Genomic DNA, 16,447 nt, shown 5'->3' on the forward strand with positions numbered 1-16,447 from the left:
CCCAACCGTATATGCCCAATCAACAATGCGTATAGGAGGAGGTAGTATGTTACGTAAGTCTTTTGCTGTTGCCCTTGCATTCGTGACCCTGGCCGTTTTTGGCCTCACAGGCGCCCAGGCTGGCCAGACCATCAAACTCGGCTTTGGTGATCCCCCAGAGTCTGACCAGGGTGTCTATGCCCGACGCTTCAAAGAGGTTGTGGAACAACTTTCCAAAGGCGAAATCAAAGTTGAACTCTTCGGTGGCGGCGCCCTGGGCACCGAAACCGAGATGCTTCAGACCACACGAAAAGGGACCCTTGACATGTCCCTGGTTTTCAGTGGCAACGCGGTTCCCTTCGTGAAAGAGTTGGGCACCCTCACCATGCCCTACCTCATTAAAAACGAATATGATGCGGTCAAAGTCACCACCGGTGAACTCGGCGCTTTCTGGAATGAGACCTGTATTAAAAAGGGTGGATTCCGCATCCTTGGCTGGGTCTATTCCAACTTTCGCCATCTCACCAACAACAAACGCCCCATCACCACGATCAAAGATATCAAGGGCCTCAAAATCCGTATCCCTCAGAACAAAATCCACATGGCCACCTACCGCGCCTGGGGAGCCAACCCTGTCCCCATCTCATGGCCTGAGACCTTCACCGCCCTTCAGCAGGGTGTTGTGGACGGGCAGGACAACCCTTACATCGTCATGTACACCTCAAAATTCCAGGAGGTACAGAAGTACTGTACCGAAGTCCACCACCAGTATGCTCTGCAGTTCCTGTCAGTGGGTGAACGCAGCTGGAAAAAATACGATGATAAAACCCGCGAAATCTTGACCCGTGCAGGTATCGAAGCCCAGCAGTACAACCTGCTCTTCCAGGTGAGCGAAGCCTCCAAGGCCAAAGCTTCCATGGCCGCCGAAGGCGTCCAGATGAGCAACCTCACCGACGAAGATGAATGGATCAAACGAGCCAAAGAGAAAGTATGGCCCGAGTTCTACGACTTCATCGGCGGCAAAGCACTGATCGACAAAGTCGAAGCCACACTCGAAGCAAAATAAGCCTTTGCTTTGGACGGATCATCTCAGGTCAGCCACCCTGGCCTGAGGTGACCCCCCCTTCGCAATGAAAGTAAAACGGTCTTCAGACGTACACGAATGGGGTCAGCCATCGGCTGAACTCATCGGATACTGTCCCTGATAAGGGGTGACCCCATCCGTGTATCGCTGCAGAGGGAAAAAAAACATAACTCGGGTTCCACAGAGCACCGCACGGCATGAAATCTATCGGATACAACCAGTGCCCTCCGTTCGAACCCTTACCACCCCATCATTGACCCATACATACGAGATCCCTTTCCGGGATGAAGGAGTCGTCCATGAATCATAAAGAACGCGCACTTACCGCCTTGAACCACGAAGAGCCGGACCGGGTTCCCATTGACCTCGGGGGCCGCAACACCACCTTGATGCTCAACGGCTATGAGGCCTTCAAGAAAAAACACGGAAAAGAGGACCTGCCCACAGAGATCATGTCCAAGGTTTGGCAGACCGCATTCATCGACGAATTTTTTCTGAAAAAGTACAACGCCGACTTTCGCCATGTCCGGCCCAAAAATGTCGTGGTACTTGGCGAAGACGTCAAGCAGGAGTTCACAGAAGACGGCTGCGAAATTTTTACGGATCAGTGGGGCGTGAAACGCAAGGTCGACGGTGAATACGCCACCATCCACGAGTACAACATGCAAGAGCCCACCCTGGAGGCCATTGAGAACCACCCCTGGCCCCACGCGGCAACGGACTTTGATTACAGCCACGTTAAGGCTGAAGCCAAAAAGCTCCATGACGAAGGGGAATACGCCGTGGTCGGCTGCATGGGCAGCCCCGGAAACCTCTTTGAGCAGTGCTGGTGCATGCGAGGCATGCCCGAATTTTTCATGGATATGATGTGCAGGAAAGATTTCGCCCACGCCCTGCTTCGCAAAGTCTGCGACCATAGAAAAGAGAACGCGCGTCTCTTCCTTGAAGAAGCGGGTGAGTATATCGATGTGGTCCAGTGCGCCGATGATCTGGCCATGCAAAACGGCCCCTTCATGTCCCTGGCCATGCACCGGGAGTTCATCAAGCCCTACCAGGACGAACTCTTCAGCTACATCAAGAGCATGACCAAGGCAAAACTCTACTACCATAGCTGCGGCGCTGTCACAGGCCTCCTGGACGACCTCGTAGACGTTGGCGTGGATATCTTAAACCCGGTCCAGGTCTCCGCCACCGGTATGGAGACCGACCAGCTTAACAAACGATTCGGGGACAAGCTCTCCTTCTGGGGCGCCATCGATACCTTCCATGTCCTCCCCAACGGAAGCGTTGAAGACGTTCGCAATGAAGTCGCCAAGCGTATCCGTGACCTCGGACCGGGTGGGGGATATATCTTGGGCTCCGTTCACAACATGCAATCTGACATCTCTTCCGAAAATGTCATCGCCATGCTGGAAGCGGCTATAGAGTTCGGTCAGTACCCCCTCGTCTCCTAACCCACCTTTTTTTAGCTCCCTGGCCCAATGGACCGTCGGGACGAAAAAAAGAGGGGTTTCGGTGGAGAAGACCTGAACACTTCTCCACCCTCAATCTCTATCCGCGAGAACACAAAAGCCCTCTCTTCCTAATCGAAGAGAGGGCTTTTTAATTTGCGGGTGCGCTCGAAAAGAATCGGACAAACCACACCGAGGAAACATCTCTTTATCGCTTGTCCGACAATGTCCGAGGCCAACGACCTCATCACAACCCTTAGCCCGGATATTTCACGAGTTGGGTGTGCTCATATGCAAGGCATCAGAGCTGAAGATGTAGTGGTTTACCTCAAAGCTCTGATAACGCGGCAGATGAGTGCACCCGGCTCGCCCGAAGGGTGAGAAAATCAGACAGAATACCGTGGATTACATTTTGCATTTTTGAAATAGCTGAAAATATTGCTACAAAGAACTGTAATTATGAGTTATTCCTTAGTCCCGATTGTTTTCTCATGAAATATCCGGGTTAGTTCAGGTTCTGCCTCAGATAGTCCACCAGCCCGTCACGCTTGGAGTCCCATTCCCGCCCGACAAGGGCATCCACAGCCATGGCACCGACCACCTTGCCCTCGTATTTTAAAGGGTAGGAAACCCCGAGCCCCCCCTGCACCAGAAAGGCTTCCGCGTAGCCGTACCCCAGCTTTCGAGACAACGCAACGTACTCCTGAAAAGTCTTCCGATCCACAAGCAGCACATCACGCAACCGCTCCTTGTTTCGATTCAGAATGCTCTCAATCTCCGAATCCTCAAGGAAGGCAAGCATCCCCATTGAAGGAGACCCGAACCCCAGAGGCGCCTTCTCTCCAGGTCTGCAGGCCGCCAATTGAATCACATTGGTCCCCTGGTAGATCCCCACGCATTTGCAATCATCCCCCTCCCGGATGAAGAGAGAGGTGGTGTACCCGAACATCCGGGCCACGTTGCCGGCCAGCCCCCCATAGCTCGTCCGAATATAGTGCTCCATGGAGAGTCCGGAGTAGATGACGCTCTCCGATCCGACCACATAGGTTTTGGCCTTTGAGTCAAAAGAGAGGAACCCGGAATCTGTCAGCACGGACAGGAGCCTGTGGGCTGTGGAGGTCGTAATCTCCATCGCCTCACTCACCTCCTTGAGCGTCGAAGGGGATTCCCCCCGCTGAATAATCATCTTCAATATATTTAGAGTACGATAAACACTTTGTGCGCCTTGAATCATAAAATCCAACCTGTGGGTTTGCGGATCCTTTATCCTTTTTCGACCAGATTAGCCTTCGGAAGACGTACGAATCCATTATCAATTCACAGAGATGACATACCGAGGCGTTAGGAAAATTGCAAGGTAAAATCCAATGCTATCCACCGTCCCCTCTCTCAACAATCTCATAATATGGCAATCGTAGAATAGATTCCCATATTGTATTGACACAGAAAAAACCTTATGAGATGATGCCCGCGAAGAAGAAGGAAAACCACGGTCACAATACCATTCCTCTTCTTTATCGTGCGCCGCACCAACGGGGGCTCCTGATGATCGACAGCTTTCAGGAGCTTCTGCTGCATGTGCGATGAGTCCGATAAGTCTGCCCCCACTTAAACCGATCTGATTTTTTGATGGATCGCACAGGTCTGAAGGCAGGGAAACAACACACGCGCTGGTGTGTTGCAGAGCTGCCATCGTCCCCGCAGGTCACAACCAACGAGCCGGGGTCGAAATGACTTTTCATGCGTCTGTCTTGACCAAAGGAGTGTATAAAATGTCTGTTGAAAGTATTTTTCAGGCCGTTATCGATCTGAACCCCCCCAAAGTGGTTGAAGATGTCACCGCAGAGATTGCTGCCGGAACCGCCGTCAATGAGATTCTCAACCAGGGCCTGATTCGGGCCATGGATGTTGTCGGTGAACGGTTTTCTGCCGGGGAAACCTTTGTTCCCGAAATGCTCATGTCCGCCCATACCATGAAAGCCGGGGTCGAAGTCCTGAAACCCTACCTGAGCGGAGACGATGTGAAAAAGGTGGGAACCATTGTCGTGGGAACAGTTCACGGGGACCTGCATGACATCGGAAAAAACCTGGTCTGCATCATGCTGGAAGGGGCTGGGTTCAACGTCGTGGACCTGGGTGTTGACGTCCTTAAAGAAAAATTCATCGAAGCGGCCAAAGAACACAACGCAGACATCATCGGCCTCTCAACCCTTCTGACCACCACCATGTGCGTGGTGGAAGAGACCGTGGAAGCCATCCATGCCGCCGGGCTTGGAGACTCCGTAAAAATTCTTATCGGTGGCGCCCCCCTGACCCAGGACTTCGCCGACCGCATCGGCGCTGACGCCTTCGCCCCCGATGCCGGAGCCGCCGGTAAAGTGGCCCGCGAGCTGGTTCTTCAGTAAAAGTTCCAAAGCCTCCGGCGGCAAGGTGGCGCCACCTTGAAAGCGGGTTTGCGAATGCTCTACGGCTGCCGTTACCCTGAGCTCGTCGCGCCCGCATTCGCACGACGGGTGAGGGATGACAACGGATGTCGCAAGTACATGAGCTGTCGGTGCTTCCGTGTCAATTCATGGGTTGACTTTAGCCGGAACGACTCCGGCGGCAAGGTGTGCCACCTTGAAAGCGGGTTACGGCGTAACCGCAGGCGAAAACGGATCGCTTGTCGCGCCGTAGCCCTTGGGCGAAGGCGGATCAAAAGCTTAGCCCCCGGCAGGGCCGCCGGAGGCACAAGCTGAATAGTTACCGTATTTTTTCATAGAATCATGTTTTTTATCGACGCACCGATTTCACGAAGACTCCTGCCAAAAGCCAGCATGCCCCTTGCAATTTGTGAACACCACGATATGCTCGACATCGTTTAACCATGAATCATCCAAGCAAATGGGGCACTGACATGTCACAAACGTCCACCACCCTCTTTCTCGTCCGCCACGGCCAGACCCACTGGAACGTTGAACGCCGCCTTCAGGGACACCTGAACTCACCCCTCACGGAGACAGGGAAACGGCAGGCGCTGGCCGCCGGTGAAGCGCTCAAAGAGCGGCCGATCACCGCCGCCTTTACCAGCCCATCCGGACGGGCCATGGAGACCGCAAAGGGCATCATCGGATCCCGCAACATCCCCCTCGCCCCCGTGGAAGGGCTCCGAGAGATCGGCCTTGGCCCCCTGGAGGGCCTTCCCATTGAGGAGGCTGAAAAGCGCCACCCCAAAGCCTGCCGAGACTTCTGGCAGGCCCCTCACCACTTTTCGCTCTCCGGGGCAGAACGGTTCAGCCAGGTTCAAGGGCGGGTCGTCAACGCCATCACGGCGCTCCTGAACACCCATCCGGGCGAAACCCTTCTGGTCGTGTCGCACGCCATCGCCATCAAAACGGCTCTGGCCTTCTATTTAAAGAAAGAGCTTAGCGACCTGGATGACATTCGCCTCCCTGAAAACGGGCGCATCCTCACCCTCACGGCGGACGATAGAGGCCTGACCCTCCTCAATCCAGAGTCCTGCCTCATCGCCCATGGCGTTTAACTCTTTTCCTGCGGTCCCTTGGCTGCCTTGGCATAACGGGTCTCAAAAAGAGGACCATACTCGGCGAGGACACGGGAAAAAGCTTCTTTCTGATTGTCTTTGATGGATGCGGCGCGGGGGGTGTCAATTTTGGTGGGGTCCACGGGCTTGCCGTGAATCTTCATGCGGAAACAGAGGTGAGGGCCGGTGGCAAGGCCAGTGGATCCGACGTAACCGATCAAATCCCCCTGCTCTACTTTCTTCCCGGTACGAATGCCTTTCGCAAACCGGGACATGTGAAGGTAGCCACTTTCGTAGCCATTGCTGTGGGTGATAAAGATATGATTGCCCGAACTGTTGTTGCTCGCAACCCGCTTCAGGGTCCCGCTTGCAATAGCGTAAATGGGCGTCCCCGTCGGCGCGGCATAATCAACACCGTAATGGGGCTTGTATCGTTTCTGGATGGGATGGTATCGCCGCAGAGAAAAACCGGAGGAGATCCGGGTAAAGGCGACAGGGGTTTTCAAAAAAGCGTGACGAAGATTTTTTCCGGCACGGGAATAATAATCCGCGGACCCATCCTCATTCTCCAACCGATAGGCCTCATAATGCTGCCCCTGATTGATGAACTCTGCGGCCAGGATTTTCCCATACCCTTTGAAGGTGGATCCCGAGTATCGTTTTTCCACGAGCACAGAGAAAGAATCGTCCACCCGGAGGTCATGGATGAAATCGATCTCCCAGCCGAACAGGTTGCCGAGCCGAACCGCCAGGATGGTTTTTTCATTGATTGAGGCCATGGCCTCGTAAAGGGAGGTTCGAATGTTACCCCTCACCGTGACCCGCTTTACCTCATACGCAATGGGTTTTCTGGCCGCCTTGTAGGATTCCCCGTCCCGGGACACCTCGAGGTAACTCTCCGAGTCAATGATGTACTCAAACCGCTCGAACTGATCATCCACCGTGGCAACTCGCCAATCTTTTCCCACCCGAATCGTGGTGAGATCATAGACCGGTTCGCAGGCTCCGGCAAAGGCGTGCACTTCCGCCGGGGAGAGCCAGGCCTTTAAAATCGCTGCGGCCGTACTGCCTGAGGCCACCTTGCCTTTAAAAAGCGTCTCTTCGGGTTCCGAAAGCACAGGCGCAACGGCCTCCACAGCGGGGGGCGTTGCCAGCGCTGAGGCAGCAGGTGATTGAGACTCCACGGTCTCATCACAACCAACAAAAAAAGGGACAACTGCCATCAGCAGAAGAAGGGGAAAATTTTTATATGTCATCAACTCTTGATCACTCAAAGGGGTCATTGTAAGTCTGTAAAGACAGGGACTCCGCGTTCCAAACCAGATAATTTCGGTGTCATAACATCCCTGTCCTGCAAGAAGTTATTGTCAACAGGAACTACCACGTTCTGTGATTCCCTGTCAAACAGACCGGTTGCCCTCCTTCCGGGCGTTACCTGAAGACTCCCCCGCCCCCATTAAGGAAGAATCGCCTTCCGGCTGATAAAACCCAGGATATCGTAAACCAGACGCGCGGCCGCAAAATCCGGAAAATGAAGGCCTTTGATGGGGGCCAGCTCCACCACATCAAAGCCGACGACCTGCCGTCCCGTCACGGCCTGTTCGATGATTTCGTGGGCCTGGTACCAGGAGAGCCCCCCGGGCTCCGGGGTACCGGTGGCCGGCATGATGGAAGGGTCGAGACCGTCCACATCAAAGGTCAGCCAGATGCGATCGGGAAAGCCCTCGGGGATCAGGTCCTCGGGGATTCCATTTTTTGCAATCTCCCGGGCGTCCAGATGATGCACGGGGTGGCTCTCCCGGAAGGCGACCTCAGGAAGGGAGAGGCTCCGAATGCCCGCCTGAAACACCGTGTGCCCCATGTCGCAGGCCCGTTTCATGACGCAGGCGTGACTGTACGGCGTGCCCTCATAACGGTCCCTAAGGTCGGCATGGGCGTCAATCTGAACCACCCCGATCTCTCCAAAGGCCTTCTTACACGCGGCCAGAGCCCCCACCGTCACGGTATGTTCTCCCCCGAGAAGAACGGGCATCTTACCCAGGTTAAAGGATCTGCTTACCGCCACTTCAATACGCGCCACCACCTCGTCAAGCGCCCCGTCCGTCGCCACAGGCGCAGCCGTCCAGATGCCATGCTCACTCGGGTTGGAGACCCCGTCATACACCTCCAACTGACTCGAGGCCCGCAAAATGGCCGACGGCCCCTCACCCGTGCCCCCCCCGTAACTCACCGTCTGCTCCAAAGGCACTGGGATTACATGGAATAAGGCCTCTTCCGGCCCCAAATCGTCAATCTCGCTCTCAAGAAATCGAGGATACCTCTCCTGCATCGTTTTTCTCCTTTTATGAAAACATACCTTCAGCGGCGAGGTGAGTCACCTCGAAAGCAGGTTACATCCGTGACGTAACATGAAGCGTTGTGGCAAATTTTGAAGGGGGTGGGGAAAGACCCCAGATATGCAAAATGTAATCTACGGTCTTCTGTCTGATTTTCTCACCCTTCGGGCGAGCCGGGTGCACTCATCTGCCGCGTTATCATAGCTTTGAGGTAAACCACTACATCTTCAGCTCTGATGCCTTGCATATGAGCGCACCCAACTCGTGATATATCCGGGCTAAAAGCCGCACCGGAGTGCGGCGCTCCATTGCAGTCCATCTTTCTCGGGATTATTTTAAAGGTCTCGATTGAAAGGATACCCAAAAACCAACTGCGTCATAAAGTTATTCCGGTTAAAGTTAACGCTGAGTTGAATTCTGGCCACCGACCCCCAACTCATGCACCTGCGACGCACTGTGGGTTTCCTTGCACTTCACGCGAATGCGGACGCATGTCAGCCCGGAGTGACGACGCCCGATGCGCATTCGCAAACCAGCTTTCGAGGTGGCACACCTCGCCGCCGGAGGCTTTTCGCTTTTCCCTTTTTCCCTTTTTCGCTTTTCCACTGTTCCGCTTTTCCACTGTTCCGCTTTTCCACTGTTCCGCTTTTTCACCCTAAGCCAACCGATGTACAAAATCCTCGTAGCCGAAGCTGCGTTCCAGATGGAGGGCGCCTTCGGTGTCGATGCGATAGATGGCGGGCAGGCCGATACCATTGAAGGTGTTGGTTTTCACCATGGAATAAATGGCCATGTCGGTGAAGACGAGGCGATCCCCCATGGCAAGGGGGGCATCGAAGCTGTACTCGCCGATAACGTCTCCGGCCAGACAGGTGAGGCCGCCCAGACGATAATTTTTCGCTTTTTCCCCTTTTTTTCCGCTGCCGATGATGTGGGGACGGTAGGGCATCTCCAGCACATCGGGCATGTGGCAGGAGGCGGAGGTGTCCAGGATGGCTGTTGTCATGTCAGAGGCCTCGGTGATGTCCAGGACCTCGGCCACGAGAAAACCGGCGTTCAGAGCCACGGCCTCGCCGGGTTCCAGGTAGACGGTCAGGTGGGGGTGGCGCACCTTGAACTCCGTGATCAGGCGAATCAGCCGATCGACATCGTAATCCGCCCGGCTGATATGATGACCGCCCCCGAAATTGACCCACCGCATCGTCGGCAGAAAGGCCCCGAATTTTTCTTCAAAGGCGAGAAGCACCGGCTCCAGATCGGGGCTGTCCTGTTCGCACAGGGCATGAAAGTGAAGGCCCTCGATGCCGTCTAATAAATCGGCTCGAAAAGCGTCCCGCCGCACCCCAAGACGCGAGCCGGGACTGCAGGGATCGTAGAGGGGGGTGGCCCCCATGCTCTTTTCCGGGTTAACCCGCATGCCGCAGCTCACCGTACGCAGCTGGGCGGCCACCTCGTCCTTGAACCGTTCCCAGAGGGAAAAAGAGTTGAAGACAAGATGATCGCAGAGACCGCAGAAGGTCTCCACCTCCTTTTTGCTGAAGGCGGCAGCAAAGGCGTGGACCTCGCCGCCAAAGCGCTCACGCCCCAGCATCGCCTCGTGAACGGAGCTCGCACAGGTGCCGTCCAATACCTGCCGAATCAAAGGAAAGGTACTGGACATGGAGTAGCCTTTAAGGGCGAGGAGAATCCGGCACCCAGCCTCCTCCTTCACCTTTGCAAGCACCTCGAGGTTTTTCCGGATAAGCCGTTCATCCACCACAAAGCTGGGGGTGGTGACGGCCGATACGTCAAACCCTGTCACGACACCACTTCCTTCCAGGGGAGGCCGTGACGGTTCAGGGCGTCCATAAAGGGATCGGGGTCGAACTCTTCCATATGCCTCACCCCTTTTTCCATCCACTTGCCGGTGAGCATCATCATGGCACCGATCATGGCGGGCACGCCGGTGGTGTAGCTTACGGCCTGGGACCCCACCTCTTTGTACGCCTCTTCGTGGTTACAGATATTATAGACGTAGACGGTCTTTTCTTTGCCGTCTTTGATGCCTTTCATGAGGCAACCGATGCAGGTGCGCCCCTTGGTCAGAGGGCCGAGGCTGCCCGGATCGGGGAGCACGGCTTTCAGAAACTGAATGGGAGCGATCTTCTGGCCCTTGTAATCGATCTCGTCGATACGGGTCATGCCAATGTTCTCCAGCACCTTCAGGTGGGTGAGGTACTGCTCGGAGAAGGTCATCCAGAAGCGGGCACGTTTGAGCCCTTTCAGATGCATCACCAGAGACTCCAACTCTTCATGGTAAAGAAGAAAACACTTTTTGGGGCCGATCTCTTCCGGAAAATCGTAGGTCATGGACCAGGAGAGGGGATCGGTCTCCACCCACTCTCCGCGCTCCCAGTAGCGACCGCGCTGGGTGATCTCCCGGATGTTGATCTCCGGGTTGAAGTTGGTGGCAAAGGCCTGGCCATGATCGCCTGCGTTGCAGTCGATGATATCGAGCTCATGGATCTCGTCAAAGTGGTGCTTGGCGGCGTGGGCGCAGAAGACGTTGGTCACTCCAGGGTCAAACCCGCTGCCCATCAGGGCCATGAGCCCCTTCTCCTTAAAGCGCTCCTGATACGCCCACTGCCACTTGTACTCATATTTCGCCTCGTCCAGGGGCTCGTAGTTGGCGGTGTCCATGTAGTGCACCCCCGTCTCCAGACAGGCGTCCATGAGGTGCAAATCCTGGTAAGGAAGCGCCACATTAAGAACCAGATCGGGCTTAAACGCCTGGATCAAAGCCACGGTCTCGGCCACATTGTCCGCGTCGAGTTTGGCCGTCTGAATGGCACGGGGAAGCTGGGCCGCAATCTTATCGCACTTTTCCCTGGTGCGGCTCGCCAGCATGATCTCAGTAAACACCTCGGGAACCTGGGCACACTTGTGGGCCACCACCTGGCCAACCCCACCGGCCCCGACTATCAATACACGGCTCATGGTGTCTCTCCTTTATTTTATGAGGAACAAATAAATTTAAATAAAAAAAGCAGCCTCCGGCGGCGAGGTGTGCCACCTCGAAAGCAGGTAGGCGAATGCGCGTCGGGCCTCTTAATTCCAGGCTGTAATGCGTCCGCATTCGCATGACGTGTAAGGGCCTGCGCCCTGTGTCACGAGCGCGAGAGTTAAGGTGCTCCAAGGGCAAGAAACTCGAAAAAATGGGCCGGTACATAAAAAAGCAATGACCGTCGTGGCGATGAGACGTCACACCGGTTGCATTACCTTGGTTTTATGAGGGTGCAACAGCCTTCAAAGGGTATCGTTATTTTTCGTTTAGCCCGGACATTTCATGAGAAACCACAACACAAAAGGATATGCACTTTTATTACGGCGCGTTGGGGCAAAAAAAATCAGACGTTCGAAAAATACAAACTGTCATTTCCGGTTTTCTCACCCTTCGGGTTAGGCGGCTGGAAATAAACAATCGTAACTATTCAGCTTGTGCCTCTGGCGGCCCTGCCGGGGGCTAAACTTTTGAAAAGTTTAGCCCCCGGCAATAAAAATTAATTTTGATTAAATTTCATCTTAAAGGCGGATGTGATTTGCCCCGAGGAACGAGGGGCAAAACGCATTCGCATTCTGCTTTCAAGGTGGCTCACCTTGCCGCCGGAGGCGTTTTTTGCTTATCGCTTTTTTGCTTATCGCTTTTTTGCTTATCGCTTTTTTGCTTATCGCTCGAAATAGGTGTACCCCTGCAGCCCGTTCTCGTAGGCCTTCATGATCCGGGTGCGTTCTTCCACGGTGATCTGGCCGTTTCGAATGGCCGATTCCGCGGTCCTTCGGAATCGATTGATCATGGAGCGGGGAGCGTACTCTACGTAATCGAGGACATCGGCCACAGAGTCCCCGGAGACCTCCTTGACGTAATCCACGGAGCCGTCCTCCTGCATGCGGATGCTCACCACGTTGGTGTCCCCGAAGAGGTTGTGGAGGTCGCCCAGGGTCTCCTGGTAGGCACCCACAAGAAAGACCCCCAGGTAGTACTCCTCATTGTCCTTGAGTTCATGCAGGGGCAGGGTATTTTTCACCCCGTGGGGATCGATAAACCGATCGAGCTTGCCATCGCAGTCGCAGGTGATGTCTGCGATGACCCCATGGCGCGTAGGCATTTCATTCAGACGGTGCATGGGCATGGTGGGAAAGAGATGGCCGATGGCCCAGGCGTCGGGCAGGCTTTGAAACACGCTGAAGTTCCCGTAATAGATATCGGCCAGGGCCTCTTCGATCCCTTCGAGTTCCTTGGGGATCCGTTTGAGATGCTTCACCTTCCGGGCGATGGTGTGGATGATGTGCCAGAAGATATTCTCCCCCATGGAGCGTTCACGCAGGTTAATCTCCCCGTGCTTAAAGCGCTGGCGCACCTCGTCCCGGTAGTAGATGGCGTCGTTGAAGCACTCCTGGAGGTTTTTCAGGGTCAGCCCCTCCAGCACCTCCATGAGGTTGCCAATCACTTCCGGGGTCTCTTCGGTCATCTCTTGCAGAAAGGGGCGGGGTTTCAGGCGTCCCACATCCAGAATATTGAACAGGAGCATGGAATAATACGCCACGGTGGCACGCCCGGACTCCGTGACAATGGTGGGGTGGGCCAGCGCTTCATCGTCCATCACGCCCATGACGGTCTCGATGATGTCTACGCAATACTCATCGATGGTGTAGTTGCGAGAGCTGGAAAAATTGGTATGAGAGCCATCGTAATCCACGGCAAGTCCGCCGCCCAGGTCGAGATACCCCATGGCTGCACCCTCTTCCGCAAGCCCGGTGTAGATACGGCAGGCCTCCATCATCGCGTTTCGAATATCCCGGATGTTGGGGATCTGTGACCCCAGGTGGTAGTGAAGCAGCTTCAGGCAGTCCAGCATGCCCGTCTCTTTGAGACGATCCACCAGCTCCACCACCTGGGTGGTGTTCAGGCCGAAGATGCTACGATCACCGCCAGACTCGGTCCAATGGCCCCCAGCCCGGCTGGCCAGCTTGATGCGCACCCCGAGGTTTGGACGAACCCCCAAGGCCTCGGCACGACGCATAATGAGCTCCAGCTCCCCGGGCATCTCCACCACGAGAAAGCAATTAAGCCCCATCTTGGTGGCCCAGAGGGCAAGGTCCACAAACTCTTCGTCTTTATAGCCATTGCAGATCAGGCAGGCCTCAGGATCGGTGAGAAACGAAAGGGCGGCGATGAGTTCTGCCTTGGAGCCCGCCTCAAGCCCGTGGTGGTACTGACGCCCAAACTCGGTCACCTCTTCCACCACTTCCTTCTGCTGGTTGACCTTGATGGGATAAACGCCCCGGAAGTCCCCCTGGTATTGAAAGGTCTCGATCGCCTTTTGAAAGCTTGTGTGAAGATGGGTAATCTGGGAGTCGAGGATATTTTCAATGCGCAAAAGCACGGGCATCTCCCGACCTCGCGCGCGGATGCCTGAGATGACGTCCAGAACCCGGATTCTTTTCTCCGGAGCTCCGGGGTCGGGAATCACCTCCACCTGTCCGTCATCGGAGATATCAAAATACCCATTCCCCCAGTTTCGGATGCCGTACAGATCGGCGGAATCCTCAATGGTCCAGCGTTCAAGTTTATCTTTACCGAACAATGTCGAATCCTTCATGTTATCGGGTTTCACGTGAGCCCTCAGGGGCGCCATACACATCCGTCAATTTTCGCCCCAATCGAAGGGAAAAAACCGCTGAAACACACTATCTCAACAAACCAACACAGGCTCTAACCCGGATATTTCATGAGAAAACAATCAGGACTAAGGAATAGCTCTTAATTACAGTTCTTTGCAGTAATATTTTCAGTCGTTTCAAAAATGCAAAATGTAATCCACGGTATTCTGTCTGATTTTCTCACCCTTCGGGCGAGCCGGGTGCACTCATCTGCCGCGTTATCAGAGATTTGAGGTAAACCACTACATCTTCAGCTCTGATGCCTTGCATATGAGCGCACCCAACTCGTGAAATATCCGGGCTAACACGCCGTAATAAGTACCCTTGCACTATAATACAGAAGAACAAAACAATCTAAAACAAACTGAATGACAGGCCCCTAAACCCACCCGGTATCCCTGGGATGATGCCCTGATTTTTCCGCTGCCGGCCCTCCCCCCATAGAGTCAAAGATCCCAAGGTTACCGCAGAAGGGCAAGCGCATTTACCATTTACGAAAAAAAAGATCAAGGCAAAACAGACACCACGCCGGAGCCCCCCTGGGACCGATCTCAGGCAACCAGTTTCTTGCCAGTCAGCCTCACCAGGGCCTTTTGAAGGGCTTCGGGCTTCCCGGGCTCAGGCAAGCCGCCGCTGGCGGTAAGAAACAAGAACGCCTGGGCAAAATGGGAGAGGAGGGTAATTTGCGTCTGAGAAATCTCTTCGCTGGGGATAATTCGGATGTTATACGGGTTTCCGTCCTCTGTCTTAAAAGGGATGGCGGCCACCATCTGTTCGGGGGGATTTTCACGGGTCTGATACACCACAACGGGAAGGTCCTCTGAAATCACCTCCCGCATGTCCTCAATCACTGGCGTGATATGGGGAAACATCTCCTCTGCCCATGAGAGGGGACCGCCCCACCCAAAGGTATATTTGGGAACGATCTTCGTCCAATCGGACTTCAACACTTTCTTTGCCTGTTTCTGCACGTCCTGAATCTTTGCCTGCATGACGCAGCCTCCTTCTTGTTGGGCTCTTATCCGAACCGGATAGTTCCATTGACGGCTGACTATACACCAGACATTAAAATAAAAAAACAGCCCGTGAATCCTTGAATTCACGGGCTGATGATTTCGTTTTATATCAGGTTATTTACAAGGTAAATCGACGCGTCAGCCCTTTCAAGTCATCGGCGAGCTGGTTCATGTCTCCGGCGCAGCGGGTCAGCACATCCGTGCTGCCTGTGATCTCCTGCGCGGAGGCGTTGACGTCGGCGATGTCCCGGGCAATGATGGCCACGGCCGCAGAGTTCTCACCCACCTGGTGGTTGACGTCCTCCACCTTGACGGCGGCGACCTCAATATTTCCGGCAATTTCGTTGGTGGCGATGGCCTGCTCTTCCATGGCGGAGGCGATGATGGCAACAATCTCTTCCATCTGGGTCACAATCTTAGACACATGTGAGATTTCTGAGACCGTGGACTCAATCTGCGACTGAACCGTGGCCACCTGGGCATAAATTTTTTCCGTGGCCCTGGAGGTCTCCCCGGCCAGATCCTTGATCTCCCCGGCCACCACGGCAAAGCCCCGCCCTGCTTCTCCGGCACGGGCCGCCTCAATGGTGGCGTTCAGGGCCAGGAGGTTAATCTGCTGGGAGATACCTGAGATGGTCTCTGAGATGGTACCAATCTCTTCGGCGGAGTCACCCAGAGCGCCCACCTTCTGCGTGGCGTTCTTCGTCCCAGACACAGCTGCGTCGGTGATCTCCTTGGCGGTGTTGGCGTTCCTGCCGATCTCTTCGATGGTGGAGGCCATCTGCCCGGCAGCCGACGCCACGGAGGCAATATTCTGAGAGGCCTCTTCCACGGAAGAGGCCACGAAGGCGATGCCGGTGTTCATCTCTTCGGCAGCGGCGGCCACGGTATCAGATCGTTCCGAGGTACCGGCGGCCCCGGATTTCACCTGGGCGGAGACAGCAGAGAGCTCTTTTGAAGAACCTGCCAGATGGTCCACCCCTGCGTTGATCTGTTCCATCATGGTATGAAGACTCTGCACCACGGTATTGAGTGAGGTGGAGAGCGCTCCGATCTCATCACCCCGGTTGGCCTGAAGAACCTGGGTCAAATCCCCTTCGGCCACCCCTTGAGAAAAGGCGACGCCCTCTTTCAGGGGATTGGTGATGGCCACGCTGATGGCGACCCCAAAAAAAATGGAGAGCCCCACGGCCAAGGCCATAATGATGTAATTGGTGGTCTGCATCCTGGCATAAAGCCCTCGCCCGTCTGCAGCCAGCTGATGTGTCTCCTGATTCATGGCGTCAGCCACCTGATCCAAAAGAGCCAGGCTGATCTTGCGCTTCTCCAGGCAGGGTCCTGTGGCCATGGCGTTCATC

Annotated in this window: 12 protein-coding genes; 4 read left to right on the forward strand and 8 right to left on the reverse strand. The window is 54.9% G+C overall.

The genetic code is table 11. The features are described 5' to 3' along the window. Positions 1–46: 46 nt before the first annotated feature. Together Q1Q75_RS02520 and Q1Q75_RS02525 are read left to right on the forward strand one after the other, a co-directional pair. A complete protein-coding gene (locus tag Q1Q75_RS02520; RefSeq protein WP_300667441.1) occupies positions 47–1,045 on the forward strand; it encodes a TRAP transporter substrate-binding protein in 999 nt (332 codons plus the stop codon). 317 nt (positions 1,046–1,362) lie between these two features. Then, positions 1,363–2,517 (forward strand): uroporphyrinogen decarboxylase family protein, encoded by a 1,155-nt coding sequence (locus Q1Q75_RS02525; RefSeq protein ID WP_300667442.1) that lies wholly within the window; start codon positions 1,363–1,365, stop codon positions 2,515–2,517. A gap of 502 nt (positions 2,518–3,019) precedes the next feature. Here the strand turns inward: Q1Q75_RS02525 and Q1Q75_RS02530 are convergent. Further along, positions 3,020–3,748 (reverse strand): helix-turn-helix domain-containing protein, encoded by a 729-nt coding sequence (locus tag Q1Q75_RS02530; RefSeq protein WP_300667443.1) that lies wholly within the window; start codon positions 3,746–3,748, stop codon positions 3,020–3,022. A 538-nt stretch (positions 3,749–4,286) separates the two neighbouring features. Here Q1Q75_RS02530 and Q1Q75_RS02535 point away from each other — a divergent pair. Together Q1Q75_RS02535 and Q1Q75_RS02540 are read left to right on the forward strand one after the other, a co-directional pair. Then, a complete protein-coding gene (locus Q1Q75_RS02535; RefSeq protein WP_300667444.1) occupies positions 4,287–4,919 on the forward strand; it encodes a corrinoid protein in 633 nt (210 codons plus the stop codon). Positions 4,920–5,410: 491 nt separating this feature from the next. Then, positions 5,411–6,037, forward strand: a complete 627-nt coding sequence (locus tag Q1Q75_RS02540) for a histidine phosphatase family protein (RefSeq protein WP_300667445.1) — start codon at positions 5,411–5,413, stop codon at positions 6,035–6,037. Here the strand turns inward: Q1Q75_RS02540 and Q1Q75_RS02545 are convergent. From Q1Q75_RS02545 to Q1Q75_RS02575, 7 genes are all read right to left on the reverse strand, one after another. Then, the gene (locus Q1Q75_RS02545; protein ID WP_300667446.1) at positions 6,034–7,293 is read right to left on the reverse strand and encodes a M23 family metallopeptidase; all 1,260 of its coding nucleotides are present in this window, start codon (positions 7,291–7,293) and stop codon (positions 6,034–6,036) included. The genes Q1Q75_RS02540 and Q1Q75_RS02545 overlap by 4 nt on opposite strands. A gap of 200 nt (positions 7,294–7,493) precedes the next feature. Beyond that, complete coding sequence (speB, locus tag Q1Q75_RS02550) at positions 7,494–8,366, reverse strand: agmatinase (RefSeq protein WP_300667447.1); 873 nt, start codon at positions 8,364–8,366, stop codon at positions 7,494–7,496. Between the two features lie 662 nt (positions 8,367–9,028). Further along, positions 9,029–10,174, reverse strand: a complete 1,146-nt coding sequence (nspC, locus tag Q1Q75_RS02555) for a carboxynorspermidine decarboxylase (protein ID WP_300667448.1) — start codon at positions 10,172–10,174, stop codon at positions 9,029–9,031. Then, positions 10,171–11,349: a saccharopine dehydrogenase family protein gene (locus Q1Q75_RS02560; protein ID WP_300667449.1), complete on the reverse strand. Its 1,179-nt coding sequence runs from the start codon at positions 11,347–11,349 to the stop codon at positions 10,171–10,173. The genes nspC and Q1Q75_RS02560 overlap by 4 nt, the downstream gene beginning before the upstream one ends. A gap of 728 nt (positions 11,350–12,077) precedes the next feature. Next, a complete protein-coding gene (speA, locus tag Q1Q75_RS02565) occupies positions 12,078–14,012 on the reverse strand; it encodes a biosynthetic arginine decarboxylase (protein WP_300667450.1) in 1,935 nt (644 codons plus the stop codon). A 612-nt stretch (positions 14,013–14,624) separates the two neighbouring features. Then, a complete protein-coding gene (locus Q1Q75_RS02570) occupies positions 14,625–15,065 on the reverse strand; it encodes a hypothetical protein (protein ID WP_300667451.1) in 441 nt (146 codons plus the stop codon). A 142-nt stretch (positions 15,066–15,207) separates the two neighbouring features. After that, positions 15,208–16,447 (reverse strand): methyl-accepting chemotaxis protein (locus tag Q1Q75_RS02575; protein WP_300667452.1); only part of this gene is annotated, 1,240 nt, incomplete at its 5' end.

It is taken from the genome of Desulfoluna sp. (assembly GCF_030145185.1).
Classification (GTDB): domain Bacteria; phylum Desulfobacterota; class Desulfobacteria; order Desulfobacterales; family Desulfolunaceae; genus Desulfoluna.

Coding starts and splice junctions, on each gene's coding strand:
- Q1Q75_RS02545 (WP_300667446.1), bottom strand. CDS start 7,293: ATGACATATAAAAATTTTCCCCTTCTTCTGCTGATGGCAGTTGTCCCT.
- Q1Q75_RS02560 (WP_300667449.1), bottom strand. CDS start 11,349: ATGAGCCGTGTATTGATAGTCGGGGCCGGTGGGGTTGGCCAGGTGGTG.
- speB (WP_300667447.1), bottom strand. CDS start 8,366: ATGCAGGAGAGGTATCCTCGATTTCTTGAGAGCGAGATTGACGATTTG.
- Q1Q75_RS02570 (WP_300667451.1), bottom strand. CDS start 15,065: ATGCAGGCAAAGATTCAGGACGTGCAGAAACAGGCAAAGAAAGTGTTG.
- Q1Q75_RS02540 (WP_300667445.1), top strand. CDS start 5,411: ATGTCACAAACGTCCACCACCCTCTTTCTCGTCCGCCACGGCCAGACC.
- Q1Q75_RS02535 (WP_300667444.1), top strand. CDS start 4,287: ATGTCTGTTGAAAGTATTTTTCAGGCCGTTATCGATCTGAACCCCCCC.
- speA (WP_300667450.1), bottom strand. CDS start 14,012: ATGAAGGATTCGACATTGTTCGGTAAAGATAAACTTGAACGCTGGACC.
- Q1Q75_RS02520 (WP_300667441.1), top strand. CDS start 47: ATGTTACGTAAGTCTTTTGCTGTTGCCCTTGCATTCGTGACCCTGGCC.
- Q1Q75_RS02525 (WP_300667442.1), top strand. CDS start 1,363: ATGAATCATAAAGAACGCGCACTTACCGCCTTGAACCACGAAGAGCCG.
- Q1Q75_RS02530 (WP_300667443.1), bottom strand. CDS start 3,748: ATGATTCAAGGCGCACAAAGTGTTTATCGTACTCTAAATATATTGAAG.